This window comes from Streptomyces sp. NPDC020958, assembly GCF_055562175.1.
In genome coordinates this window covers 92,290-116,628 of the sequence record NZ_JBVHFU010000010.1, presented here as the reverse complement: position 1 = coordinate 116,628, position 24,339 = coordinate 92,290, and the positions used below count along the sequence as shown (strand labels likewise).

General features: G+C 72.2%; 26 protein-coding genes. 16 read left to right on the top strand and 10 right to left on the bottom strand.

Annotation, left to right across the window (positions count from 1 at the left end):
- Positions 1-23 precede the first annotated feature (23 nt).
- Positions 24-980 (bottom strand): class I SAM-dependent methyltransferase, encoded by a 957-nt coding sequence (locus ACZ3KP_RS26530; protein WP_467502194.1) that lies wholly within the window; start codon positions 978-980, stop codon positions 24-26.
- 227 nt (positions 981-1,207) lie between these two features.
- Here ACZ3KP_RS26530 and rpsA point away from each other — a divergent pair, with 227 nt between their 5' ends.
- The 4 genes from rpsA (at position 1,208) to ACZ3KP_RS26510 (ending at position 5,231) form a co-directional block, all read left to right on the top strand.
- Positions 1,208-2,704, top strand: a complete 1,497-nt coding sequence (gene rpsA / locus ACZ3KP_RS26525; RefSeq protein WP_046729628.1) for a 30S ribosomal protein S1 — start codon at positions 1,208-1,210, stop codon at positions 2,702-2,704.
- A 228-nt stretch (positions 2,705-2,932) separates the two neighbouring features.
- Positions 2,933-3,871, top strand: a complete 939-nt coding sequence (locus ACZ3KP_RS26520) for a PAC2 family protein (protein ID WP_467502192.1) — start codon at positions 2,933-2,935, stop codon at positions 3,869-3,871.
- A 62-nt stretch (positions 3,872-3,933) separates the two neighbouring features.
- Entirely contained in the window at positions 3,934-4,545 is a 612-nt protein-coding gene (coaE, locus tag ACZ3KP_RS26515; protein ID WP_467502190.1) for a dephospho-CoA kinase, read from the top strand.
- Between the two features lie 299 nt (positions 4,546-4,844).
- Complete coding sequence (locus ACZ3KP_RS26510) at positions 4,845-5,231, top strand: tetratricopeptide repeat protein (RefSeq protein ID WP_358975493.1); 387 nt, start codon at positions 4,845-4,847, stop codon at positions 5,229-5,231.
- A gap of 66 nt (positions 5,232-5,297) precedes the next feature.
- On the opposite strand, the gene ACZ3KP_RS26505 is transcribed toward ACZ3KP_RS26510, so the two are convergent.
- Positions 5,298-5,591, bottom strand: a complete 294-nt coding sequence (locus ACZ3KP_RS26505; RefSeq protein ID WP_358975490.1) for a DUF6343 family protein — start codon at positions 5,589-5,591, stop codon at positions 5,298-5,300.
- A gap of 72 nt (positions 5,592-5,663) precedes the next feature.
- Here ACZ3KP_RS26505 and ACZ3KP_RS26500 point away from each other — a divergent pair, with 72 nt between their 5' ends.
- Together ACZ3KP_RS26500 and ACZ3KP_RS26495 are read left to right on the top strand one after the other, a co-directional pair.
- Positions 5,664-6,578, top strand: coding sequence for an acyltransferase domain-containing protein (locus ACZ3KP_RS26500; RefSeq protein WP_467502187.1), 915 nt, complete (start codon positions 5,664-5,666; stop codon positions 6,576-6,578).
- A 147-nt stretch (positions 6,579-6,725) separates the two neighbouring features.
- The gene (locus ACZ3KP_RS26495; RefSeq protein WP_467502423.1) at positions 6,726-7,424 is read left to right on the top strand and encodes a class I SAM-dependent methyltransferase; all 699 of its coding nucleotides are present in this window, start codon (positions 6,726-6,728) and stop codon (positions 7,422-7,424) included.
- Between the two features lie 190 nt (positions 7,425-7,614).
- On the opposite strand, the gene ACZ3KP_RS26490 is transcribed toward ACZ3KP_RS26495, so the two are convergent.
- Together ACZ3KP_RS26490 and ACZ3KP_RS26485 are read right to left on the bottom strand one after the other, a co-directional pair.
- The gene (locus tag ACZ3KP_RS26490; protein ID WP_467502185.1) at positions 7,615-7,977 is read right to left on the bottom strand and encodes a DUF1330 domain-containing protein; all 363 of its coding nucleotides are present in this window, start codon (positions 7,975-7,977) and stop codon (positions 7,615-7,617) included.
- Positions 7,974-8,324, bottom strand: a complete 351-nt coding sequence (locus tag ACZ3KP_RS26485) for a nuclear transport factor 2 family protein (protein ID WP_467502183.1) — start codon at positions 8,322-8,324, stop codon at positions 7,974-7,976. The genes ACZ3KP_RS26490 and ACZ3KP_RS26485 overlap by 4 nt, the downstream gene beginning before the upstream one ends.
- Positions 8,325-8,443: 119 nt before the next feature.
- On the opposite strand from ACZ3KP_RS26485, the gene ACZ3KP_RS26480 reads away from it, so the two are divergent.
- Positions 8,444-9,238 carry a helix-turn-helix domain-containing protein gene (locus ACZ3KP_RS26480; protein WP_467502181.1) on the top strand — a complete coding sequence of 265 codons (795 nt, stop codon included), beginning with the start codon at positions 8,444-8,446 and terminating at the stop codon, positions 9,236-9,238.
- Positions 9,239-9,336: 98 nt separating this feature from the next.
- Positions 9,337-9,807 (top strand): DoxX family protein, encoded by a 471-nt coding sequence (locus tag ACZ3KP_RS26475; protein WP_467502178.1) that lies wholly within the window; start codon positions 9,337-9,339, stop codon positions 9,805-9,807.
- A 56-nt stretch (positions 9,808-9,863) separates the two neighbouring features.
- Here ACZ3KP_RS26475 and ACZ3KP_RS26470 read toward each other — a convergent pair whose 3' ends face one another.
- Positions 9,864-10,421: an RNA-binding S4 domain-containing protein gene (locus tag ACZ3KP_RS26470; protein WP_358975474.1), complete on the bottom strand. Its 558-nt coding sequence runs from the start codon at positions 10,419-10,421 to the stop codon at positions 9,864-9,866.
- A 116-nt stretch (positions 10,422-10,537) separates the two neighbouring features.
- Between ACZ3KP_RS26470 and ACZ3KP_RS26465 the strand changes: the two genes are divergently transcribed.
- A complete protein-coding gene (locus ACZ3KP_RS26465; RefSeq protein ID WP_467502176.1) occupies positions 10,538-11,230 on the top strand; it encodes a uracil-DNA glycosylase in 693 nt (230 codons plus the stop codon).
- Positions 11,231-11,476: 246 nt separating this feature from the next.
- Here ACZ3KP_RS26465 and ACZ3KP_RS26460 read toward each other — a convergent pair whose 3' ends face one another.
- The gene (locus ACZ3KP_RS26460; protein WP_467502174.1) at positions 11,477-12,145 is read right to left on the bottom strand and encodes a GntR family transcriptional regulator; all 669 of its coding nucleotides are present in this window, start codon (positions 12,143-12,145) and stop codon (positions 11,477-11,479) included.
- Positions 12,146-12,343: 198 nt separating this feature from the next.
- Between ACZ3KP_RS26460 and ACZ3KP_RS26455 the strand changes: the two genes are divergently transcribed.
- The 4 genes from ACZ3KP_RS26455 to acs all read left to right on the top strand — a co-directional run bounded on the left by ACZ3KP_RS26455 (position 12,344) and on the right by acs (position 17,239).
- On the top strand, positions 12,344-13,801 hold the full coding sequence (locus ACZ3KP_RS26455; protein WP_467502172.1) for an NCS1 family nucleobase:cation symporter-1: 1,458 nt from the start codon (positions 12,344-12,346) through the stop codon (positions 13,799-13,801).
- Between the two features lie 5 nt (positions 13,802-13,806).
- Positions 13,807-14,523 (top strand): aspartate/glutamate racemase family protein, encoded by a 717-nt coding sequence (locus ACZ3KP_RS26450; protein ID WP_467502170.1) that lies wholly within the window; start codon positions 13,807-13,809, stop codon positions 14,521-14,523.
- Positions 14,524-14,660: 137 nt separating this feature from the next.
- Positions 14,661-15,254, top strand: coding sequence for an acetate uptake transporter (locus ACZ3KP_RS26445; RefSeq protein WP_467502169.1), 594 nt, complete (start codon positions 14,661-14,663; stop codon positions 15,252-15,254).
- A complete protein-coding gene (acs, locus tag ACZ3KP_RS26440; RefSeq protein WP_467502167.1) occupies positions 15,251-17,239 on the top strand; it encodes an acetate--CoA ligase in 1,989 nt (662 codons plus the stop codon). Before ACZ3KP_RS26445 ends, acs begins: the two co-directional genes overlap by 4 nt.
- Before the next feature lie 68 nt (positions 17,240-17,307).
- Here acs and ACZ3KP_RS26435 read toward each other — a convergent pair whose 3' ends face one another.
- The gene (locus ACZ3KP_RS26435) at positions 17,308-17,760 is read right to left on the bottom strand and encodes a GNAT family N-acetyltransferase (protein ID WP_467502421.1); all 453 of its coding nucleotides are present in this window, start codon (positions 17,758-17,760) and stop codon (positions 17,308-17,310) included.
- Between the two features lie 300 nt (positions 17,761-18,060).
- Here ACZ3KP_RS26435 and ACZ3KP_RS26430 point away from each other — a divergent pair, with 300 nt between their 5' ends.
- From ACZ3KP_RS26430 to ACZ3KP_RS26420, 3 genes are all read left to right on the top strand, one after another.
- Entirely contained in the window at positions 18,061-19,929 is a 1,869-nt protein-coding gene (locus ACZ3KP_RS26430) for an FUSC family protein (RefSeq protein WP_467502165.1), read from the top strand.
- A 91-nt stretch (positions 19,930-20,020) separates the two neighbouring features.
- Positions 20,021-20,677, top strand: a complete 657-nt coding sequence (locus tag ACZ3KP_RS26425; protein WP_467502163.1) for a DUF899 domain-containing protein — start codon at positions 20,021-20,023, stop codon at positions 20,675-20,677.
- Between the two features lie 154 nt (positions 20,678-20,831).
- Positions 20,832-21,011 carry a hypothetical protein gene (locus tag ACZ3KP_RS26420; protein WP_467502161.1) on the top strand — a complete coding sequence of 60 codons (180 nt, stop codon included), beginning with the start codon at positions 20,832-20,834 and terminating at the stop codon, positions 21,009-21,011.
- On the opposite strand, the gene ACZ3KP_RS26415 is transcribed toward ACZ3KP_RS26420, so the two are convergent.
- From ACZ3KP_RS26415 to ACZ3KP_RS26405, 3 genes are all read right to left on the bottom strand, one after another.
- Positions 21,008-22,894: an ABC transporter ATP-binding protein gene (locus ACZ3KP_RS26415; RefSeq protein WP_467502419.1), complete on the bottom strand. Its 1,887-nt coding sequence runs from the start codon at positions 22,892-22,894 to the stop codon at positions 21,008-21,010. The genes ACZ3KP_RS26420 and ACZ3KP_RS26415 overlap by 4 nt on opposite strands.
- Before the next feature lie 249 nt (positions 22,895-23,143).
- Positions 23,144-23,578 (bottom strand): hypothetical protein, encoded by a 435-nt coding sequence (locus tag ACZ3KP_RS26410; protein WP_467502159.1) that lies wholly within the window; start codon positions 23,576-23,578, stop codon positions 23,144-23,146.
- On the bottom strand, positions 23,575-24,267 hold the full coding sequence (locus tag ACZ3KP_RS26405) for an ATP-binding protein (protein ID WP_467502157.1): 693 nt from the start codon (positions 24,265-24,267) through the stop codon (positions 23,575-23,577). The genes ACZ3KP_RS26410 and ACZ3KP_RS26405 overlap by 4 nt, the downstream gene beginning before the upstream one ends.
- Positions 24,268-24,339 lie beyond the last annotated feature (72 nt).

Here is a 24,339-nt window from a genome sequence, read left to right as displayed (position 1 = left end):
CGCCGGCTGGGCGGAGGGCTCCGTCACGCACGCTCGCACACGAAGATCGCCGTGCCCGGGACGAGACCGCCCCGCAGCGGGGACCAGCCGCCCCATTCGGAGGTGTTCCAGGCCGGCCACTCCGGCTCGACCAGGTCGACGAGCCGGAAGCCCGCGGAGACGATGTCACGGACGCGGTCGCCGAGCGTGCGGTGGTGCTCGACGTACACCGCGCGACCGTCCTCGTCCTGCTCGACGTACGGGGTGCGGTCGAAGTAGGAGCTCGCGACCGTGAGGCCCTCGGGTCCCGGCTCGTCCGGGAACGCCCAGCGGATCGGGTGGGTGACCGAGAAGACGAAACGGCCGCCGGGACGCAGCACCCGGTGCACCTCGCGCAACACCTGACGCGGGTCGGCGACGAAGGGGAGCGCGCCGTACGCCGAGCAGGCCAGGTCGAAGGAGGCGTCCGCGAAGGGCAGCGCGCCCGCGTCCGCGCAGACGAGCGGAAACGATCCGCCGATGCGCAGCGCGTGCTGGAGCTGGCGGTGCGAGAGGTCCAGGGCGACCGGCCGCGCACCCTGGGCGGCCAGCCAGCGCGCGCACTGGGCCGCGCCGGCGCCGATCTCCAGGACGTCCTTGTCCTTCAGCTCCTCCGGCGGGCCGAGCAGCTCCGCCTCCACCTCGTCGAGGCCTTCCGGACACCACACGAAACGGTCGTCGCCGAGGAACGTGCCGTGTTCGATCTGGTACTCGTCGGCGTTGCGGTCCCACCAGCCCCGGTTGGCCCTGCTGCTCTCGGCGGCCCCGGCGGTCCGCCGGGTGGCTTCCGGTTCGAGGTCGAACGAATCGGGCTCTTGGATGATCGGCTCCCTCGTCGTACTCTTCCCTGCAACCCGTCGGCGGGGCGTCGCGGAAGAGGTTTTCCGGACCTGCGTGGCCTCGCGGGACGGTTCTTGTGCCGGGTATGCGGCGATCCGCCCCGGGTGTGCGCCTTCGCGCATTGACCCTGCCCGGCTGCCCCCGTATGCTACAAGTTGCGCTGCGGGCCTGCGCACCTCAGACGTAGCAGGCTGCGCTCGCATCTGTTGTATGTCCCCTCGGTTTTCGAGGCGCCACCAGCGGTTTTGTGTGGCGCTTCCTTGGCTGTCCGGTCTTCATCAGAGCGAAACGGGCTCCCGGCGTAAGCAGTACCTACGACTTCAATGTCCGTACCGGAGCCCTTTCCCACATGACGAGCAGCACCGAGACCACCGCCACCACCCCGCAGGTAGCGGTCAACGACATCGGTAACGAGGAAGCCTTCCTCGCCGCGATCGACGAGACGATCAAGTACTTCAACGACGGCGACATCGTCGACGGCGTCATCGTGAAGGTCGACCGGGACGAGGTCCTGCTCGACATCGGTTACAAGACCGAAGGTGTCATCCCGAGCCGAGAGCTCTCGATCAAGCACGACGTCGACCCGAACGAGGTCGTCGCCGTCGGTGACGAGATCGAGGCCCTGGTCCTCCAGAAGGAGGACAAGGAAGGCCGCCTGATCCTCTCGAAGAAGCGCGCCCAGTACGAGCGTGCCTGGGGCACCATCGAGAAGATCAAGGAAGAGGACGGCATCGTCACCGGTACCGTCATCGAGGTCGTCAAGGGTGGTCTCATCCTCGACATCGGCCTCCGTGGCTTCCTCCCGGCCTCCCTGGTCGAGATGCGCCGCGTCCGCGACCTCCAGCCCTACGTGGGCAAGGAGCTCGAGGCGAAGATCATCGAGCTGGACAAGAACCGCAACAACGTGGTCCTGTCCCGCCGTGCCTGGCTGGAGCAGACCCAGTCCGAGGTCCGCCAGACGTTCCTCACGACCCTCCAGAAGGGTCAGGTCCGTTCCGGTGTGGTCTCCTCGATCGTCAACTTCGGTGCCTTCGTGGACCTGGGTGGCGTCGACGGTCTGGTCCACGTCTCCGAGCTGTCCTGGAAGCACATCGACCACCCGTCCGAGGTCGTCGAGGTCGGCCAGGAGGTCACCGTCGAGGTCCTCGACGTCGACATGGACCGCGAGCGTGTCTCCCTGTCGCTGAAGGCGACCCAGGAAGACCCGTGGCAGCAGTTCGCCCGCACCCACCAGATCGGCCAGGTCGTGCCCGGCAAGGTCACGAAGCTGGTTCCGTTCGGTGCGTTCGTCCGCGTGGACGAGGGCATCGAGGGTCTGGTCCACATCTCCGAGCTGGCCGAGCGCCACGTGGAGATCCCGGAGCAGGTCGTCCAGGTCAACGACGAGATCTTCGTCAAGGTCATCGACATCGACCTCGAGCGCCGCCGCATCAGCCTCTCGCTGAAGCAGGCCAACGAGGCCTTCGGTGCCGACCCGGCCACGGTCGAGTTCGACCCGACCCTGTACGGCATGGCCGCGTCCTACGACGACCAGGGCAACTACATCTACCCCGAGGGCTTCGACCCCGAGACCAACGACTGGCTCGAGGGCTACGAGACCCAGCGCGAGGCGTGGGAGCACCAGTACGCCGAGGCGCAGCAGCGCTTCGAGCAGCACCAGCAGCAGGTCATCAAGAGCCGCGAGGCCGACGCCGCTGCCGCCGCCGAGGGTGGCGACGCCGCGGGTGCCGCTCCGGCCGCGGGTGGCGGTTCGTACTCCTCCGAGGGTGCGGACACCTCCGGCGCGCTCGCTTCGGACGAGGCGCTCGCCGCGCTCCGCGAGAAGCTGGCCGGCGGCCAGAGCTGACGCCGGCCCCCTGGGCTTAGCCGCTTCACCGAGGGCCCGCACCTTTCGAGGTGCGGGCCCTTCGGCGTGTTCCGAGGCATCGCACGGGTGTGTCCCGGGAACTTCCCGGCAGCCCCCGGTAGTTGCCCTGCTGCCCCAGTGGGAAAAGGCCACGGGAGGCCGGCTGATCAGGAATGCCCGCGTCGGACGGTGCGTTGTCACGTACGAACACGAGGAGGAGCGGTCACAGTGCTTGATCCGCAGGGTTTGTACGCATGGGAGCCGAAGGGCCTGGCCGTCGTCGACATGGCGCTCGCCCAGGAGTCGGCCGGTCTGGTCATGCTCTACCACTTCGACGGATACATCGACGCGGGTGAGACCGGCGACCAGATCGTCGACCGGATCCTCGACTCGCTGCCCCACCAGGTCGTCGCCCGCTTCGACCACGACCGGCTCGTGGACTACCGGGCGCGTCGCCCGCTGCTGACCTTCAAGCGGGACCGCTGGACCGAGTACGAGGAGCCCGGCATCGAGGTCCGGCTGGTCCAGGACGCCACGGGCGCGCCGTTCCTGCTGCTCTCCGGCCCCGAGCCGGACGTCGAGTGGGAGCGCTTCGCCGCGGCCGTGCGGCAGATCGTGGAACGGCTCGGCGTGCGCCTGTCGGTGAACTTCCACGGCATCCCGATGGGCGTGCCGCACACCCGCCCGGTGGGTCTCACCCCGCACGGCAACCGCACCGACCTCGTCCCCGGCCACCGCAGCCCCTTCGACGAGGCCCAGGTGCCCGGCAGCGCCGAGGCGCTGCTCGAGTACCGCCTCATGGAGGCGGGCCACGACGTCCTGGGCGTCGCCGCGCACGTCCCGCACTACATCGCCCGCTCGCCCTACCCGGACGCCGCCCTGACCGTCCTGGAGGCCGTCACCGGCGCCACCGGACTCGTGCTCCCCGGCATCGCCCACGGCCTGCGCACGGACGCGCACCGCACGCAGACGGAGATCGAACGCCAGGTCCAGGAGGGCGACGAGGAGCTCACCGCGCTCGTGCAGGGCCTTGAGCACCAGTACGACGCGGCCGCGGGCGCCGAGACCCGGGGCAACATGCTCGCCGAGCCGGTGGAGATCCCCTCGGCGGACGAGATCGGCCTGGAGTTCGAACGCTTCCTCGCGGAGCGAGAGGGCGACAACTAGGGCTTCCCCGGATCCGGGCCCTGTCCAAGGCGGTGTCGGTGGCAGGCCCTAAGCTTCGGGGCATGCTGAAAGTTGGCCTCACCGGCGGGATCGGCGCCGGCAAGAGCGAGGTGTCACGGCTGCTGGTCGGGCACGGCGCCGTCCTGATCGACGCCGACCGCATCGCGCGTGAGGTCGTCGCGCCCGGCACCCCCGGCCTGAGGGCCGTCGTCGACGCCTTCGGTCCGGACGTGCTGGCCGCCGACGGCAGCCTGGACCGGCCGAAGCTGGGCGCGATCGTCTTCGCCGACCCCGAGCGGCTCGCCGTACTCAACTCGATCGTGCACCCCCTCGTGGGCGCCTGCTCCCGAGAGCTGGAGCAGGCGGCCGCCGACGACGCGGTGGTGATCCACGACGTCCCGCTCCTCGCGGAGAACGGCCTCGCCACGCTCTACGACCTCGTGGTGGTCGTGGACGCCGCCCCCGAGACCCAGCTCGACCGGCTCACCCGGCTGCGAGGCATGACAGAGCAGGACGCACGCGCGCGCATGTCCGCGCAGGCGACCCGGGAGAAGCGTCTGGAGATCGCCGACATCGTCATCGACAACGACGTGCCGCTGGACGCGCTGCGGCAGCGCGTCGCGCAGGTGTGGGCGGACCTCGTGCGCCGCGCACGGCAGGCGGCTCCGAGCTAGGACCTGTCGTCACATTCCCGCCTGCTCCGCGACGCCATGCACGCTCCCCCAGCCTCCGGCCGGGGGGACCCCCACTCGCCGCACCGGGCCCAGACCCAAGTACATCCAGTACGTGGGCCAGGGCCCGGCAGTCCCCCAGCCTTCGGCCGGGGGGACCCCCAGAGCACGCACCTGACGCCGCAGGGCCGCCCTCCGGGCGACGACGGGAATGTGACGACAGGCCCTAGCGGGAAGCGGGCCACGAAATAGCGGACACCCGTCCGCGCGTTGAACCGCTTCAGCGAGGGAAGGACTTTGCCGTGCCCGAGACCAGCGGTTCGACCGGACGTACTCCGGAGACGCATGTCATCGACTTCCGTGCCGCCGAGCAGCTGCTCAACGCACGGGACCCGCGGGGCGCGGTGAAACTCCTCGACGGAGTGATCGCCGCGCACCCCGAGAACACCGCCGCCCGGCTGCTGCGCGCGCGTGCGTTCTTCGCCGCCGCGCAACTGCGGCCCGCCGAGCTGGAGTTCACCATCGTCCTGGAGCGGGAGCCGGACAACGCGTTCGCCCACTTCGCGCTCGCCCGCACCTATGAACGCCAGGGCCGTTCCGACCTCGCGATACGTCACTTCCGACTGGCGGCCGCGCTGGACCCGAACCCGGAGTACCTGAAGGCGGCCCGATTCGACAGCGGTACGTGAGCGGACGTTCGCGCACGGCTCATCGCGGCGGCCGGCCGCTCACCGCCGACCGCGCAGGACACGTGCTCAGGGGTGCCGATGCCGCGGCGGGCGCCGCAACGGCGGGGCGTCCACCGGCCGGTACGGCGGCACATCACGGCCCGGCTGGTAGTGCGGCCCCTGCCGCAGGTGCCTGACGATCAGAGCCAGGTCGACGCTGGCCACCAGCCACAGCACCCCGCAGGCCGCCGCCCAGCCGGGACGTCCGACGACCGCGAACACCGCCGTGCCGAAGACCGCCCAGACGATTCCCCACACGCTCAGCCACAACCGCGCCCGCAGCGGACTGCGCGCGGTGACCGGTTCACTGCCTGTACGCATCGCGGATCACCACTCCTCCCAGCAACGTACTCTTCGACGAGGACGTTCACCAAAGGGGGGAAGGGGAACCTCGTGCTGCCGGACGCCGACGACCTGCCCGACCTGCTCCTCGACCTCGCCGTGCCGCACGAGGACATCAACGAGGTGACCGCGCGCCTGCGGACCGTGACCGCCGATCCCGGCGTACGACGGCTCCTGGACGAGTGCGCCGAGGACGTGACCAGCGTCGTCCGGGAGGCCGACGACCCGGCCGGGCTCGGGGACCGGGCCGCCCACGCCCCGGCCGCCCTCGGCGAGTACTTCCTCGTGTACGCCTTCCTCGTCGCGGTGCCCCACGTGCGCGCCGCGCACCGGGAACTCGGCATCCCCGGCGACATCACCCGAATGACGCTCACCGACCTCGGCCGCGGCATGGCACTGCACCGCAGACGGTACGGCCGAGGCGGGCTGGGCGTCCGCCAGGCCCACTGGCTCACCCGCCACTTCTGCGGCAGGCTCTATCAGCTGGGGCGGCTGCAGTACGAGCGGGCGGGCCTCGGCACCCGTACGGCACAGGCGATCACCAGCGCCGGAACCCCGGTCGTCGCCGCCGCTCCCAGTCTGAACCTGCACATCCCCGACTTCCTCGGACCGCTCACCCCGGCCGCCTGCGACCGTTCCGTGCTCCGGGCCCGGGAGTTCTTCGCCCGGTACTTCCCGGACGAGAAGCCGGTCGTCGCGACCTGCCACTCCTGGCTGCTCGATCCGCAGCTGCGGCGGCACCTCCCGGCGGACTCCAACATCATCCGGTTCCAGGAGCGGTTCCGGCCCGGCTGGGACGACCGGGAACCGGCCGACACCACGCCGGTCGCCTTCGTCTTCGGTGACCCCGACCTACCGGCCTCTGACCTGCCCCGGCGTACGTCGTTGGAGCGGGCGGTCGGCGACCGGCTGCGGGCCGGCGGCCACTGGTACATCGGGCACGGATGGTTCCCGTGGGAACGGTGACGGCGCACGGCGTGATCCGACCGGCCGTCAGCCTCCCGGTGCCGCGGGAAAGTTCCCGTCGGACACCGAACGACTCGAACGAGTGAACCGCCGGTGCCCGGGAACGGCCGCATGGTGCCCGGCCGTTCTTCGGGCATGACGGTCGACATGCGTGAGGGTTACGAGGGGACGGGTCCGGGCGCGATCACCCCGGACGGCTGTGCGGTGGAGCTCTACTCGCGGCTGGCCGTGGGGAGCGAGCCGGACGTCATCGAGGCGGCGGTACCGGCCGGCGCCCGCATCCTGGAGCTGGGCTGCGGGGTGGGACGGATGACGCACCCGCTCCTGGAGCGCGGGTTCACGGTCACCGCGGTCGACGAGTCGCAGGAGATGCTGGAACGCGTCCGTGGGGCGCGCACGATACGCAGCACCATCGAAGCGCTCGACCTGGGCGAGAGGTTCGACGTGGTGCTGCTCGCGTCGTTCCTGGTGCACGCCGGCGACGTGGCGGTACGCCAGGGCATGCTGCGGACCTGCGCGTCCCATGTGGCGGACGGCGGCTGTGTCCTCATCCAGCGGGAGGGCGCGGACCACCACGCCGACCTGCCCAGGGAGCGGGTCGACCCCAGCGGCTGCACCGTGCGGATCGTGTCGGCCGAGCCGGTCGGTGACGGGGTGAACTCGGTACACGTGGAGTACGACTTCCCGGACGCGGCCTGGACGCAGACGTTCCTGGCCAGGCCGCTCACGAGGCAGCAGTTCGAGGACGCGCTGGCGGAGGCCGGACTGGAGGTGGCCGAGTATCTGACGGAGGACGGGACCTGGGTACGGGCGATACCCGCGGCCCGGCAGGCCCCGGCGGCCTGAGGCGTGTTGCGAAAGTCCCGCCTGCCGCGCGACGCCATGCACGCTCCCCCCGGCCTCCGGCCGGGGGGACCCCCGGAGCACGCACCTGACGCCGCGCGGCCCGCCCTCCGGGCGGACGACGGGACTTTCACAACACGCCCTAGCCTGCCCCCGGACGTAGCCGGCCCCGGCCCCCGGGCGCGGGCCGCGCTCAGCTCGCCGGGGCGTTCGGGAGCGGGAACAGCTGCGAGATCTTGTCGCTGGCGCGGTAGTCGTCGGGTACTCCCTCGACCAGGGCGACCATCGAGGTCGCGCGCTCCGTGCGGAGCGGCAGGATCGCCTGGTAGTCAGGCGATTCGTACCACTCCTGGGCACGGGCCGTATCGGGGAACTCGAGTATCACGATGTCGCCGTTCCAGGTGCCCTCGTGCTCGACGAGCCGTCCGCCGTGCACGAGGAAGCGACCGCCGTACGGTGCCATCGTGGCCTCGATCCGCTCGATGTACTCCGCGATCTCCGGGCCGAGGTCGACGTTCCGCAGGTATCCCACCACGTAACCGAGCGGCGCCGTCATGCCGGCACCTTGTCCAGGAAGCCGTGCACGTCCTGGATGCGGCCCGACTCGTCCAGCACCAGGACGTCGAAACCGATCACCAGCGGCTCGGCTCCCTCCGGACCCAGGCCCCACTGGAACCGCACCTGGCGGTGGTGGGCGTCTGCCTCACCGACCTGGGTGAACACGAACCCCGGAAACTGCGCCTGGACCCCGTCGACGACCGCGGTGATCCCCTCGTGACCGCGGACCTCGGCCAGCGGGTCCGTGTAGGTCGCCTCGGTCGACCAGTGCTCGGAGAGCAATGCCGCCCGCTCCTCACCGGTCGCGTTCCAGGTGGCCAGGTACTGCTGGACGATGCCCTTCATGTTCGTCTCTCCGTTCGTCTCGATCGGCTGATGTCCCACATCCTGATCCCCGGCCGCTCATCCGATCCATGACCTCACAGGTCATGGCGGCCCGGACACGGCGCCCTAGACTCGCGGACATGAGCCTCGCGGACATGAGCGTTGCGACCGAAGTCCCGCCCGTCGGTGCACTGCTGCGGACCTGGCGTGAACGACGCCGGTTCAGCCAGCAGGAGCTGTCGAACCGTTCGCGGGTCTCCACCCGGCACCTGAGCCGGGTGGAGACCGGCAAGGCCCACCCGACACCGGAGATGCTCATGCACCTCTCCGACAACCTGGACGTGCCGCTGCGCGATCGCAACCAGCTCCTGCTGGCCGCCGGTTACGCACCGCGCTACCAGGACCACCAACTGGACGACGCGTCGGTCGCGGTGGTGATGGACGGCCTGCGCCGGCTCCTCGACGCTCATCTGCCCTACCCCGCCCTGCTGTTGGACGAGCACTGGGACATCGTCGACGCCAACGCCGCCGTCGATCAGCTGCTGGCCGGCTGCGCGCCGGAACTGCTGGAGCCACCGGTCAACGTGGTCCGGGTCTGTCTGCATCCCGACGGGCTGGCCGACCGGATCGGCAACCTCGCGCAGTGGGGCGGCCATCTGCTCCAGCAGGTGCGCCACCGTGCCGAACGCACCCACGACCAGCGTCTCCACGAGCTGGCCGGGGAGATCGCCGGGTACCTCGGCACATCCGATGCCGCCGTCACCGGCACGGGACCGGTCATCACCCTGGAAATCGACGTGGACGGCAGCCCGCTCCGGTTCTTCAGCACCTCCGCCACGCTCAGCACCGCCACCGACGCGGCCCTCGAAGGGCTGCACCTGGAGACGTTCCTGCCTGCCGACGAGGAGACCCGTCGCCGGTTCGGCGCGGCATAGCGGAAACCTGGAAATCGACGGCGGCAGCGATGAGTTCTCCGCAGCGGGCGGGTCTACCTCTGTGACAGCAGCAGAGACCGTTGCCCCAGGAGAACCTCATGTCCGAGACCGCCGCTCCCGCCGCCCTCGCCCCGTCCGCCGCCCCCGTGCCCTCCACCGTCACCGGAGCCGCGAAGCCGGGCCCACGCCGTGCCGCCCGCCTCGCCCTGCGGGCGCTGCAGGTGCTGCTCGCCCTGTTCTACGCCGTCGCGAGCGCACTGCCCAAGCTGATCGCGTATCCGGCCGCCGTGGAGTCCTTCGACAGGATCGGCTGGGGCAGCGCGGGCATGTACGCCATCGGCGCGCTCGAACTGGCGGGTGCGATCGCCCTGTTGACACCGGTGCTGCAGTCCGTGGCGGGGATGGCGCTCAGTGGGCTCATGGTGGGCGCGTTCATCGTCCAGCTGACCGTGTTCGACGGGCAGAACGCGGCGACCCCGCTGATCCTGCTGGTGCCGCTGGTCCTGATCGCGTGGGCCCGGCGGGAACAGAACGCGCGCCTGTGGGGACTGGTGCGGGGACGGATGTGAGGGTCCGGAGCCGGACCCTCCCTGGCCCTGGCCGAGCCTGGTGGCGCCCCGGTGGATCACCGACCGCCGGGGCGCCCACCGCTCGCCGGGCCCGTGCCTCCCGGCCTGCCCAGGCCCCCTGCCGGCCCGGCGAGGCCGCGGAGCCGTTCGAGCTCGCGACGGTCGCGTTTGGTGGGGCGGCCGGTGCCGCGATCGCGCAGACCGATGGGGGCGACCGCCTCGCGGGGCGGGGGCGGCGGGGAGTTGTCGACGTAGCACTGGGCGGCGACCGGGGCGCCGACCCGCTTGCGGATCAGCCGCTTCACGATGACGACGCGTTCCCGCCCCTCCTGGCGCAGCCGGACCTCGTCACCGACGCGCACGGAGTGGGCGGGTTTGACCCGCTCACCGTTCACCTGGACATGCCCGCCCCGGCAGGCGGTGGCTCCCATGGAGCGGGTCTTGATCAGACGCACCGCCCAGATCCAGCTGTCGATCCGCACGGTCTCCCCGGGCCCCGGCGCGGCGGCCTCGGCGGCGGCGACCGCCGCGGCGACGGCGGCGGGATCGAGAGCCTCGGCGCCCTGTGCCTGCTCGGCGGGGCCGGGGCTGTCGTGCACGTCCTGAGAAGACATGTCCCGACCTTAACGCGCCCCGAGGAGCCGCGGGGAACGCACGATCAGTCACCCCCCGTCCCCGATCCGGACCCGGCGGAAGCACGCCCCCACCCCGGCGGCCCTACCGTTGAAGCATGCAGCGCTCCCCTCTCGCCGACCTCGATCACCGGGTCAGCGCCTGTCGTGCCTGTCCCAGGCTGGTCGCCTGGCGGGAGGACGTGGCGCGTACCAAGCGCGCGGCGTTCGCCGACTGGACGTACTGGGGCCGACCCGTCCCCGGCTTCGGACCGCCCGACGCCCGGCTGTTGATCATCGGCCTCGCCCCGGCCGCGCACGGAGGCAACCGCACCGGCCGGATGTTCACCGGCGACCGCTCCGGTGACGTCCTGTACCAGGCGCTGTACGACGTCGGGCTCGCCTCGCAGCCGACGGCGGTCAGTGCCGACGACGGTCTGCGGCTGTACGGCGTGCGGATCACCTCGCCGGTGCACTGCGCGCCGCCCGACAACAAGCCGACCCCCGCGGAGCGGGACACCTGCCGCCCCTGGCTGGTGGAAGAGCTGGCACTGTTGCGGCCGACACTGCGGGCCACGGTCGTGCTCGGCGCCTTCGGCTGGCAGGCCGCGCTGCCGGCGTTCGCCGCGGCGGGCTGGACCGTGCCGAGGCCCCGCCCGCGCTTCGCCCACGGCACCCGGGTCGACCTGGGCGGCCTGGAGCTCTTCGGCTGCTTCCACGTCAGCCAGCGCAACACCTTCACGGGTCTCCTCACCCCCGAGATGCTCCGTGGAGTACTCCGGACGGCGGCGCAGACAGCCGGCCTGCTCTGACCCGGGCGACCGGAGGGGCCTGGGTGCGGCCGGGGACGACCCGAGCCCGCCCCCACCGGCCACCGCACCGTCGCCCTCGCCCACGTGCGGGCCCTCCGCCACCGTCCCGCCGACCCCGAACCCCACCGGCCTGCTGCTCACCGTCCCGCCGGCCCCGAGCCCGCCGCCCCCCGGCCCCGGCCCGAGCTGGCGCCCCGGGGCGGCGACCGTGTCGGTGCGACCGGGCGACTGCCACCCCCGGCACGGTCAGTGGCCGGTCTCCTCGCCGAACAGGTGCCGCACCGTCGAGCGGTGGTTGGCCCGCACGTGGGCGAGGGCGACGGTGCGGGCGCGGTCCGGGTCGCCGGAGGCGATCGCGTCGTACAACTCGCGGTGCTCGGTGAGGAGCTGGGGCCATTCCTCGTTGCGTCGGGTGAGCCAGCGGAGCCGGCCGTCGACCGGTTCCATGACCGAGATGAGCAGACTGTTGCCCGCCAGGCCCAGGATCCGGTCGTGGAAGCGGGTGTTGACGTCGGTGATCGTCTCGGCGTCGTCGGAATCGGTCGCCGTGGCCGCCTGGTCGAGCAGTTCCCGCAGCTCGGCCAGCGCCTCGGGCGTCGCCCGCGAGGCCGCGAGACCGGCCGCGTAGACCTCCAACGCCTCGCGCAGTTCGAAGAGTTCCTTGACGTCGGCCGGGGTCAGCCGGCGCACCACCGTACGGCGGGCCGACTCGAAGAGCACGAACCCCTCGGCGACCAGGGCCCGGATCGCCTCCCTGACCGGCACCCGGGACACCCCGAACCGTTCGGCGAGTTCCCGCTCGACCAGCCGGTCACCCGGTGCCAGTCGGCCCTCGATGATGTCCTGCCGCAGGGTGGCGAGGACGCGTTCGCGTACCGCGCCCAGGGGTTCGGTCTTCGTCGTGGGGGAGCCCATGAGGTCATTTTCGCCGACCCGAGGGGGCTTTCACGGAGCCGTAACGGGACGGACATCGGTCGGGACGCTTGACGGGAGGACCATGACGGCAGTTTGGTATACCAAACGCACGCAGCAGCCCATGCAGCCCACCCCGGCACCCGACGGCGGCACCCCGCGGCCGTCCCTCCCTCCCCGCCCCGAAGTCCTGGAGGCTCCGTGTCCCTGGCCGACCGCGCCGAAGCCACCGGCGCACCCGCGTTCGTCCCCGACCCCCGGCTCACCAACGACGACCTCGCCCCCGCCGAGCAGCGGAACTGGAAGGTCTTCGACCTGTTCGCCATGTGGATGTCCGACGTCCACAACCTCGGCAACTACACCTTCGCCGCCGGCCTGCTGGTCCTCGGCATGAACGTCTGGCAGGTCTTCACCTCCCTCCTCGTCGGCTTCGTGCTCATCTACGTCGGCATGAACTGGATGGGCAGGATCGGCCAGCGCCACGGAGTGCCGTTCCCGGTGGTCAGCCGGATCAGTTTCGGCGTCTGGGGCGCCAACATCCCCGCGCTGATCAGGGCCGTCATCGCCATCATGTGGTACGGCATCCAGACCTACCTGGCGTCCGTCGCCGTCAACGTGATGCTGCTGGCGGCCTGGCCCGGCCTGAAGTCCCTGACGGAGACCTCCTTCCTGGGCCTGGACACGCTGGGCTGGATCTCGTTCGTCTCGCTCTGGCTGATCCAGGCGGCGATCATCAGCCGGGGCATGGAGTCGGTCCGCAAGTTCCAGGACTTCTGCGGCCCGGCGATCTGGCTGGTCATGATCGCCCTCGCCGTCTGGATCCTCGCCAAGGCCCACTGGACCATCTCGCTCACCTCCACCCCGCACCCGGTCTCCACCGGCGAGCAGTGGCGCCAGTGGTTCGGCGCGATCGGCCTGATCCTCGCCACGTACGGCACGCTGATGCTCAACTTCTGCGACTTCTCCCGCTTCGCCCCCGACTACCGGACCGTGCGCCGCGGGAACTTCTGGGGGCTGCCGGTCAACTCCACGGCGTTCGTGGTCGTCTCGGTGATCGTGACGGCGGGTTCGCTGGAGGTCTTCGGCGAGGCCATCACCGACCCCGCCGAACTGGTCGCCAAGGTCGGCAACACCTGGGTCCTGGTCGTGGCGGCCCTGACCTTCGCGGTCGCCACCATGGGCGTCAACATCGTCGCCAACTTCGTCTCACCGGCGTACGACCTGGCCAACGTCTGGCCGCAGAAGATCACCTTCAAGGTCGGCGGCCTGATCAGCACGGTCGCGGCGCTCCTCGTCACCCCCTGGAACCTCTTCTCCAACCCCTCCGTCGTCAACTACTTCCTGGGCGGCCTCGGAGCCTTCCTGGGACCCCTGTTCGGCGTGATCATGGTCGACTACTACGCGATCAAGCGCGGCAGGGTCGACGTGCGACAGCTCTTCGACGCGACGCCCGGGTCCCCGTACCACTACCGCAAGGGCGTCAACCCCAAGGCGCTGTGGGCGTTCCTGCCGTCGGCGGCGGTCGCCGGCGTGTTCGCGCTGGTGAAGACCTTCAGCGATGTGGCGCCCTACTCCTGGTTCATCGGCACCGCCCTGTCCGCGGGCCTGTACCTGGCGCTGTGCCGGGGCGACCGGACCCCCGAGACCGAGGAGGCCTGACGGACGTGCGGATCGTCGTCACCAACTGCAACACCACGCAGGAGATGACCGAGGAGATCGTGCGAGGTGCCCGGGCCGCCGCAGGCCCGGGCACCGCCGTGACCGGGCTGACCCCGAGCTGGGGCCCCGAGTCGGCGGAGGGCTGGCTGGACAGCTACCTGTCGGCGGCGGCGGTCCTGGACGCCCTGCGGACCTACCCGGGCCCGCCGTACGACGCGGTGGTCATGGCCGGTTTCGGCGAGCACGGACGGGAGGGCGCACGGGAGTTGCTGGACGTCCCGGTCGTCGACATCACCGAGGCCGCGGCCCATCTGGCCTGCCTGCTGGGCCGCCGCTACGGCGTCGTCACCACGCTGGACCGCTCGCGCGGGCAGATCGAGGACAGCCTGGAGACGGCGGGGGTCGCCCGCAACTGCGTGGCCGTGGCCGGAACGGGGCTGGGGGTCCTGGACCTCGCCGGTGACCCCGGACGGACGGAGGCCGCGTTCCTGGCGGCGGCCGAACGGGTCCGCGACGCCGGCGCCGAGGTCCTCGTCCTCGGCTGCGCCGGGATGACGGGGTTGCAGCGGACGGTGGGGGAGAAGCTCGGGGTTCCGGTCGTGGACGGGGTCGGCGCCGCGGTGAAGCTGGCGGAGTCGCTGGTGACGCTGGGGCTCACCACCAGCCGGGCGGGGAGCTACCGGAAGCCGCTGACGAAGCGCCGAATGTGGGGATCTGGTTAGAAGTGTCCGCATAAGGGCGAAGGGCGCGGGAACCCGGAGACCGTGGACGCGTGGCGCCGCCGGCCCCCGTGGTGTCCGGGACGGACTCACGTCCTCGTGAGGCACACCGCCTAGGCACACCGCCTGAGGAGGCGCAGATGAGCACCCCTAGCACCGACACCGGAACCGTCGCGGACCCCGGCCCGCTCGGCCTCGGTGCCTTCGCGGCGACGACCTTCGTCCTCCCGCTCGCCCTGTTCTACGGCGGACTGGCCCAGCTGCTCGCGGCCATGTGGGAGTTCCGCAAGGGCAACACCTTCGGCGCCACCGCCTTCGGGTCGTACGCCGCCTTCTGGCTCGCCTACGCCGCCTACGCGAGGTTCGTCGCGGGCAGCCTGCCGCCCGCCACCGTGCACCAGGCGACCGGCCTGTTCCTGCTGGTGTTCGCGGTCTTCACGGTCTACATGACCGTCGCCGCCACCCGCACCACGGGCGCCCTGCTGGCCGTGCTGGTCACCCTGTCGGCGACGTTCATCGTGCTGTGCGTCGGCGAGTTCGCGCAGTCGCCCGGCACCGTCGAGGCCGGCGGCTGGCTCGGCCTGGTCACCGCGGTGTGCGCCTGGTACGCGTCGTTCGCCGGCGTCACCAACTCCACCTTCCACCGTGCCGTCCTGCCCGTCTTCCCGGACATCGGCGAGCACCTGCGCCCGCACCGCGGCCACCGCCACGGGCCGTTCGGGGTCCACGCATGACCGACAGCGGCGGCGGGACGCTCTCCAACCTGCTGCACGAGGAGCGCCGCTTCCCGCCGCCCCCGGAGCTGGCCGCAGTGGCCAACGCCACCGCGGAGGACTACGCACGGGCCGACGCCGACCGCCTCGCCTTCTGGGCCGCGGCGGCCGGCCGGCTCGACTGGGAGCAGCCCTGGGACCAGGTGCTGGACTGGAGCCGTGCCCCGTTCGCCCGCTGGTTCACCGGCGGCCGCCTGAACGCGGCGTACAACTGCCTGGACCGGCATGTCGCCGCCGGCCTCGGCGACCGGGTCGCCTTCCACTGGGAGGGCGAGCCCGGCGACACCCGCACCCTCACCTACGCCCAGCTGACGACGGAGGTCCGCAAGGCCGCCCACGCCCTGCGGGTGCTCGGCGTCACCGCGGGCGACCGGGTCGCCGTCTACATGCCGATGATCCCGGAGACCGTGGTGGCGATGCTGGCCTGTGCCCGCATCGGCGCCCCGCACACCGTCGTCTTCGGCGGCTTCTCCGCGGAGGCGCTGCGCGGCCGGATCCTCGACTGCGACGCCCGCTTGGTGATCACCGCGGACGGCGGCTACCGCCGCGGCCACCCCTCCGCCCTGAAACCGGCCGTCGACGAGGCACTCCGCGGCTGCCCCGAGGTCCGCCACGTGCTGGTCGTCCGGCGTACCGGGCAGCCGGTGGACTGGCTCCCCGGCCGGGACCTGTGGTGGCACGAGACGGTCGACGGACAGCCGGCCGAGCACCGGGCGGAGGCGTTCGACAGCGAACACCCCCTGTACATCATGTACACCTCCGGCACCACCGCCCGCCCCAAGGGCATCCTGCACACCACCGGCGGCTATCTCACCCAGGTCGCCTGGTCGCACTGGGCGGTCTTCGACGTCAAACCGGACCGGGACGTCTTCTGGACGGCGGCCGACATCGGGTGGGTCACCGGCCACTCGTACATCGTCTACGGCCCGCTGGCCAACGGCGTCACCTCCCTGCTGTACGAGGGGGCGCCGGACACCCCGCACCGGGGCCGCTGGTGGGAACTGGTGGAGAAGTACCGGGTGTCCATCCTCTACTGCGCCCCGACCGCGATCCGCACCTTCATGAAATGGGGCGCCGACATCCCGGCCGAGTTCGACCTGACGTCGCTGCGCCTCCTCGGCTCGGTCGGCGAGCCGATCAACCCCGAGGCGTGGATCTGGTACCGCGAGGTCATCGGCTCCGGCGACTGCCCGGTCGTCGACACGTGGTGGCAGACCGAGACCGGAGCCCAGATGATCAGCCCGCTGCCCGGCGTGAGCGTCTGCAAGCCGGGCTCCGCCCTGCGCCCGCTGCCCGGTGTCGCGGCCGACGTCGTCGACGACACAGGCCGGCCGGTACCCGACGGCTCCGGCGGCTATCTGGTCCTCACCCAGCCGTGGCCCGCGATGCTCCGCACCATCTGGGGCGACGAACAGCGGTACCTCGACACCTACTGGTCGCGTTTCCCCGGCACCTACTTCGCGGGGGACGGCGCGAAGAAGGACGACGACGGCGACATCTGGCTGCTCGGCCGCGTCGACGACGTCATGAACGTCTCCGGGCACCGCATCTCCACCACGGAGGTCGAGTCGGCCCTCGTCTCCCACCCGCTGGTCGCGGAGGCGGCGGTGGTCGGCGCGACCGACGCGACGACCGGACAGGGCGTGGTCGCCTTCGTCATCCTGCGTGGCGACGTGCAGGCGGGCGCGGCCGGGGCCGAGGAGGTGGCGGCGCAGCTGCGCACCCACGTCACCACGGAGATCGGCCCGATCGCCCGCCCCCGGGAGATCCTGGTCGTCACCGAACTCCCCAAGACCCGCTCCGGGAAGATCATGCGCCGGCTGCTGCGGGACGTCGCCGAACACCGTGCGCTCGGCGACGTGACGACCCTGACCGACTCGTCGGTCATGGACGAGATCAGACACCGCCTGCCGCCGGACCGGCCGACGGCAGGCGAGGAGACGTAGGCCAGAGGAGTCCGGGGGACGGCCCCGGCGGTGGCGGCGGCGGTCGTCCCGGGGAGCCGCGCCGGGGATCAGGGCTGCCAGACGTAGCGGACGTCCGGCTCCCGCTCCTCGTTCCCGCTTCCGTCCGTGGACTCGACGGCGACGAAGCCGTGCCGCTCGTAGAACCGGCGGGCGGGCTCGTTGACCTGGAACGTCCACAGCGTGAGGCCTCGCGGCGAGCGTTCCTTCGCCAGCGCGACGAACCGGTCGCCGAGACCCCGCCCCCGCCATCCGGGGTCCAGGTACAACTGCGACAACAGATCCCCCGCGAGCACCATCACCCCCACGACGAGCCCGGCCGCCTCCGCGAGCCAGGTCTCCCGCTCCGGCACCACGACGTCCCGGAAGTACGCCCGCACCTCGTCGTCCGAGTGCGCCCGCACGACGGTGGGCAGCGCGGCACGGTACGACCGCAGCCAGACGTCGGCCACCGCTCCGGCATCCGCCCCACCGGCCCGCCGCAGCACCACTTCAGCGCCCACGCCCTCCACCCCTCGGGTGATCAGATCGACCAACTGATGATCCACCCCCTGCACACGCGACGCATCCTGTTTTGTCAGCCGCCGATCACCGGGATCGACCGCGCCTCCCAGCACGCTCGATCGGGGCCGCGCGGAATTGCGTTCATAAAGAACTCGGTCCTTCGGGACACTTGTCACACCAGCGCAATGCAATCGAACCTTTTCGTACGGGAACCCGATCTACCGTTGGCCAACGAAGCCGACAGCGCCCGGCCACCGTCGTCCGAAGGCACACCCCGCCCTCGCCCGGACAGGAGCCCCGTGTCCCGCCGTATCACCCTGCCCCCGTGGCTCGCCCACGCCCTGCGCGCCCAGCGCGGACCCGTGCCCTGGAGCGCGGTGACCAGAGGGGCGCTGGCCGCCGGGCCGTTGCTGCTCGCGGCGGTCCTGGCCCAGCGCACCTCCCTCGGTGTGGTCGCCGCCATCGCCGCCATGCTCGCCGGGATCAACGACCGGCCCGGCAGCCGGCGGGCCGCCGTGCGGCGGCTCGGGGCGCCCGCGGCGGCCGGTGCGGTGGGGCTGCTGGCCGGGACGTACGGCGGCGCGCACCTCACCGCCGTCCCCCTCACCCTGCTGCTCACGGGGCTCGGCCTGGCCGCCGGGGGCATCAGCGCCGTCGGGCCCGTCGCGTCCGGCGCCGGAACGCAGTTGCTGGTCGCCGCCGCCATCGGCGCCGGGATGCCGGTGGCCGAGGCGGGCTGGCAGCGGGCCCTCGCCTTCCTCGCCGGCGCCGGATGGCTGCTGGCGCTGCGGCTCGCCCTGCCCACGCCCGGCGCGCTCGCCGGTGACTACCGCTTCGACGGGGAGCGGGACGCCGTCGCCGGTGTGTACGACGCCATCGCCGACCTCCTGGAGGCCGTCGCGGGCGAGGCCGCGCTCAGCCGGCGCAAGGCGCTGAGCACGGCACTCGACCACGCCCAGGACGCGCTCACCGGGCCCCGGCTGCGACGCTACGCCAGTTCCGCCACCGAGCGCCGGCTGCACGCGCAGTACGCCGCCGCGCTGCCCCTCGCCGAGGCGGCCACCGCCCTCGCCTGGGCGGGCGAACCGATATCCGAGCGGGCCGCGGAGGGGCCCCGCCGACTGGCCGCCGCCGTCCGGGAGAACGCCGGCACCGGACCGCTGCCCGCGCCGTCCCGAGCGGTGCCCGCCCTGCGCGCCCTCGACGACGCCCTGCTGCGGGCCGCCGAGGCCTTCGACCGGTCCGAGGGCGCGGAACAGCGGCCGCCCGCCCGGCGCCGCGGCCCGAAGGAGGTCCTGCGAGCCGCGTTCGGCAGCGGCGGACGGGAGTACGGGCTGCGGGTCGCCCTCTGCTTCGGCGTCAGCGCCGCCATCGCGCAGGCCCTGCACCACACCCGCTGGTACGGCACTCACCAGCACTGGTACTGGCTGCCGGCCACCGCCGTCTTCCTCGTCAAGCCCGACCTCGGTCCGCTCGCCTCCCGGGTGCTGTGCCGGGCCGCCGGGACAGTGCTCGGCGCCCTCGTCTTCGCGGGCTTCGCCGCCGTCCTGCCCCGGCCCGAGGGACTCATCGCCCTGGTGGCCGTCTGCGGCGCCCTCGTCCCGGTGGCCACCAGGCACTTCGCCGCACAGACCGCCGTCGTCACCGTCCTGGTGCTCGCCCTGGTCATGGTCGGGGGCGAACCGCAGGCCTCGGTCAGCCGGATCGGCGAGACCCTGCTGGCCTGCGCGCTGGTCCTGCTCGTCGGGCACCTGCCGATGCCGGGGAAGCGCGGTGGCGGCGTCCGGGGCCGGCTGGCGACGGCCGGGCGGGCCGCGCACACCTACCTCGCCCACGTACTGAGCGAGTCCGGCGACCGCGACGAACGCTGGGCACTGCGCCGCGAGGCCTACCGCACCCTGACCGAGGCACGCTCCGCCATCGCCCTCGCCGCCGCCGAACTCCCGGCTCTCGCCCGGCACACCGAGGGCACCGACGCGGTGGCCGCCGTACTCGAACGGCTCGTGGACACCACCACCGCGTGCGCCGTGCACCTCGACGAGACCGGTCGGCTCACCGCCCGCCACACCCGGCAGCTCGAAGACCTGGCAGCCGAGTTGACGCAGGGCGGGCAGCGGTACGGGGTCGCCGTGCCGCGGATGCCGGTCGCCGCGCGGCTCGCCGGCTGACGGCGACGCAGAAGAATTCTTCGGCCGCGCCGATGAGTTCTGCGTCCTCCCACGGTCACCACCCGGAACCGACCGCCGTACAGGAGGACCCATGTCGCTTCCGGAGATCGTCTCGCGTGAGCGCTGGCGTGCCGCTCGCGAGGAGCTACTGCTGAAGGAGGAGGCGCTCACGCGCGCGCGGGACGCGCTCAGCGCCGAGCGGCGCCGGCTGCCCATGGTCGAGGTGGACCCCGAGTACGTCTTCGTGGGCGGCGACGGCAAGGCGAACCTGCTCGACCTCTTCGACGGACGTACCCAACTGGTGGTCCACCACTTCATGTTCGCCCCCGAGTGGGAGGCCGGCTGCCCCGGCTGCGCCGCCTTCCTGGACCAGATCGGCCACCTCGCGCATCTGCGGGCACGCGGCACCTCGTTCGCGGCGGTCTCCCGGGCACCGTTCACCCGGATCCTGCCGTTCAAGGCACGGATGGGCTGGACGGTCCCCTGGTACTCCTCCTGCCACAGCGACGTCGGCCGCGACTTCAACCGCGACTTCGAGGCGACCATCGTGGTGGACGACGAACCGGTGGAACGTCCCGGGATCAGCTGCTTCCTGCGGGAGTCGGACCGGGTCTTCCACACGTACTCGGTGTACGACCACGGACTCGACGGGCTCGGCTCGGTCGCCTCCCTGCTCGACCTGACGGCCCTGGGCCGGACCCCCGCGGGCAGCGACCGCGTGCGCTATCACGACGAGTACGAGGACTGACACAAGCGGTCGCGAAGGTGGCCGAAAGTCAACGGACTCTCACCCTCCGCGCCGACAGGGTGTCGGCTGTGTCTCAGTACGGTCACCGGGCGAGCCATTCACGTTCTCCAGAGCGTTAACTCCTACACGTACGACGCAGCTCTGGAGGTGCAGGATGGTGAACGGGCGAACCGTGCTCGAACGCTTTCCCGCAGGCGGACCGCGAGGATCATGGCCTGCAGAGGAGTTCGCACAGGCCCGGCGGCTGGAAGGGCTGCCCGCGGAGGTGGTGATGGACCTGGCGACCGACACCTTCCTGGTCATCGTGCGCGCCGGCGAGAGCGTCGAGAACTAGCCCGCCTTCCGGGCGGGCACCGCGGCCGTGAACTGGTTCGCCTGGAGCCCGTACAGCTCCGCGTAGACACCGCCGCTCGCCAGGAGCTCGTCCGGAGTCCCGGACTCCACCACCCGGCCCTGGTCGAGGACGTGCACCAGATCCGCGTGCCGGACCGACGCGAGCCGGTGGGTGATCAGTACGACCGTCTGCCCGCTGCCCGCCAGCGCCCGGATCTTCTCGAAGACCTCCAGTTCGGCCCGGGCGTCCAGGGCGGCCGTGGGCTCGTCCACGATCAGGATGTGCCCGCGCCGGTAGGCGGCCCGCGCGATGCCGAGGCGCTGCCACTGACCGCCGGACAGCTCGTGCCCGCCGCTGAAGCTGCGCGCCAGCAGCGTCTCCAGGCCGCGCGGCAGGTCCTGGACCACCTCCTGAGCGCCCGCCTCCGCGACCGACGCGGCCAGCCGCTCCTCGGTGAGCGGCGCCGACGAGCGGCCGACGGCCACATTGACCTTGGCGGTGAACGGCCAGCGCTTGAAGTCCTGGGCCACCATCGCGATGCGTTCGGCGAGCCGGTGCCGGTCGGCCCGCGCCGCGTCGACGCCGTCCCACAGGATGCGGCCCCGGTCCGGCTGGTACAGCCCGGCCAGCAGCTTGACCAGGGTGGTCTTGCCGGAACCGTTCTCGCCGACCAGGGCGATGATCCGGCCGAGGGGGAGGGAGAGGGTCACGTCGTCCAGGGCGGGGCGCGGGGCGGAACCCGGACCGTCGCCCGGGTCGTCACTCGGATAGGTGAAGGTGACGTTCTCGAAGCGGATCTCCTGCGGATCCTCCGGCAGGAGGTCCCCGCCGACCGGGATCGCCCGCTCGGCGGCCTCCACGTACAGCCGCTCCAGATCGCCGACGAACAGCGCCTCCTCGTGCAGGGTGTTGATCTCCAGAACGAGCGTGTCGAGGCTCGACGAGCCGGTGCGGATCGCGATCACCGCCGTCCCGGCCACCGACAGGGCCATCGCACCGCTCAGCAGCAGTGCGCCCAGCGTGGCGTAGGTCGCGACGGTCGCGAAGCCGGTCCAGGCCGCCGCGATCAGACCGGTACGGGCCGCGAGCCGCGCCAGCCGGGCCTGCTCGGCCTCCGCCGTCTCCGACATCGACCGGAAGTGCCGCAGCAGGAACGGGCCGACCCCGTGCACCCGGATCTCCGGCGCCGCCTCCGGCTCCGTGAGCAGGCTGCTGATCAGGTGGCCCGCGCGGGCGTGCTGCACCCAGGTGTGGAACGACTCGTAGCGGCGCCGGGCGTTGGTCAGGGCGCCCCAGGCGCTCGGGATCGTCATCGTGATCAGCAGCGGGAGCAGGGCCGGGTGCAGCACGGTCAGCACGCCGGCCGCCGCGATCAGCGAGATCATCGCGTTCACCACGCGGGTGCCGTAACTGATCATGCGGCGGGCCGACGAGGCGCCGTACTGCGCGGTGTCCAGCAGCTTGTGGAAGGCGTGGTCCTCGATCGCGGCGAGTTCGACGGCCGCCGCCCGCTCCAGGTACAGCTCCGTCGCCACCCGCTCGACCTTCGGTTCCAGGCGGCCCGTGGCGTAGGTCGACGCGGCGCGCAGCAGCGCGCCCAGGAACATGACGGCAGCCATGGTGACCAGGACGGGGGCGGCGTCGCGCAGCCGCTCCTCGATGGCGCCGGTGCCGATCAGCCGGCCCAGCACACTGTTCACGGCCAGCAGGCTCACGGCCTGGGTCGCGCCGACGCCCAACTGGGCCAGCAGCACGGTCCGCGCGTCCCGGGCGTCCGCCTGCCGGGCCAGCCGCAGGCTGGACGCGAGCATGCCGGGCAGCCGGGTCATCATGGCGCGGAAGTCCAGCTCCAGGAAGGCGTCCCCGTGCTGGTTCCAGCCCATGTCGTAGCGGAGCGGCCCCCCGAACAGCAGCCGCTCCGACTCGGACACCTCTGGCGCCGCCGCATCCCGCCGCTTCCTCACCACGATCCTCCCCGGAGCCGCCGACGAACGGCCACTATCGCGGGCCCCGACAGCCGCCGGGCAGGGCGCGCGACGGGGCTCGGGAGGCACGGGGGAGTGTGCTGGGGGTGCGGTGCGGCGAGGCGAGGGGAAGGGCCGGGTTCGCCTGGCGGCCGGCTCGCGCAGCGGTCACGCGCTCAGCCGGCGGGACCATTCCGGGGTCGTCCCCGTCACCCGGCACAGGGCGAGGTACAGGGGTATGGGCGGGGTGTACGGCAGCGTCCCCCGGGGGCGGTGGATCAGCCGGGCGTCGCCGGGGAGCGCGGCGCCGGGGCTGTAGAGGGCGGGGGCGGGCCAGCCGAGGGCGTCGTCGGAGTCCGCCGGAACGATCCACCACCAGTGCGTGCCATCGGCGTACACGCACCCCACCCGAGGCAGCCGGGGCGCGACCAGCGGCCCGAGCCCCGCCGGTACGGCCACCGCGTCGCTGCCCAGCGGTGCCGTCATGCCCTCGGGCACCGGCAGCCTGCGGGGGCCGGTCCCGGATCCCGGCCGTCGGGCCCGCTGCAGGCGGACCAGGGTGTCGAGGCCGAGCGGCAGCCCCGGGCCGGGAACGGCGGTCACGCCTGCCCCCGCCTCGGGAACGGGCGCCGGGCCTCCGGCACCGTGTACCGGGCCTCCGGTTGTGCCTCCTCGCCGGTACCCGGCGAAGGGCGGTGCACCGGATCACGTCGGGTCCCGCGGGACGAGTCGCGCGTCGGACCCGGGTCCGGAGGGGCGCCCCAGCCGAGGTCGTCGCTGGGTTTGAGGGTGTCCGCGGCGGCGTCGGTCCGGCGCGGCAGCTCCGCCCAGACCAGCAGGCCGGGCCCGTGCTCCTGGGCCCCCCAGGCCAGGCACAGCGCTTCGACGAGGAGCAGTCCCCTCCCGTGCTCCTCCTCGGGACGCTGCGGGGACGGATGCGGTTCGTCGGGCGCACAGCCCTCGTCGTGCACGGCTATGCGCACGGTGTCGTCGCCATCGCGCAACTCGCACACCACCCGAGTGCTCGCGGTGTGCACGATCGCGTTGGTCACCAGCTCGGACAGGACGAGCAGCGCGGTGTCACAGGTGTCCGCGCAGAGCGACCAACCGGTCAGCCGGGCCCGTGCCAGACGCCTGGCCTGGGCCGGGGAGCCCGGATGAGCGGCCAGCTCGAACCGGAACCGGCGCTCGGCGCCGCCCCCACCTGGGGCGACTCCCGCGGTGGCGCCGAGACCAAGACGGTCCCGGACGGCGTCTGTTCCTAAGGGCGCGGACGGAATCACGCTTGCCACTATCGCCCCGCCTCGAACACTTGGCAAGTGTCACTCTGAAAAATGCAGAGTGCTGTGTGACGGAGTGAAAGG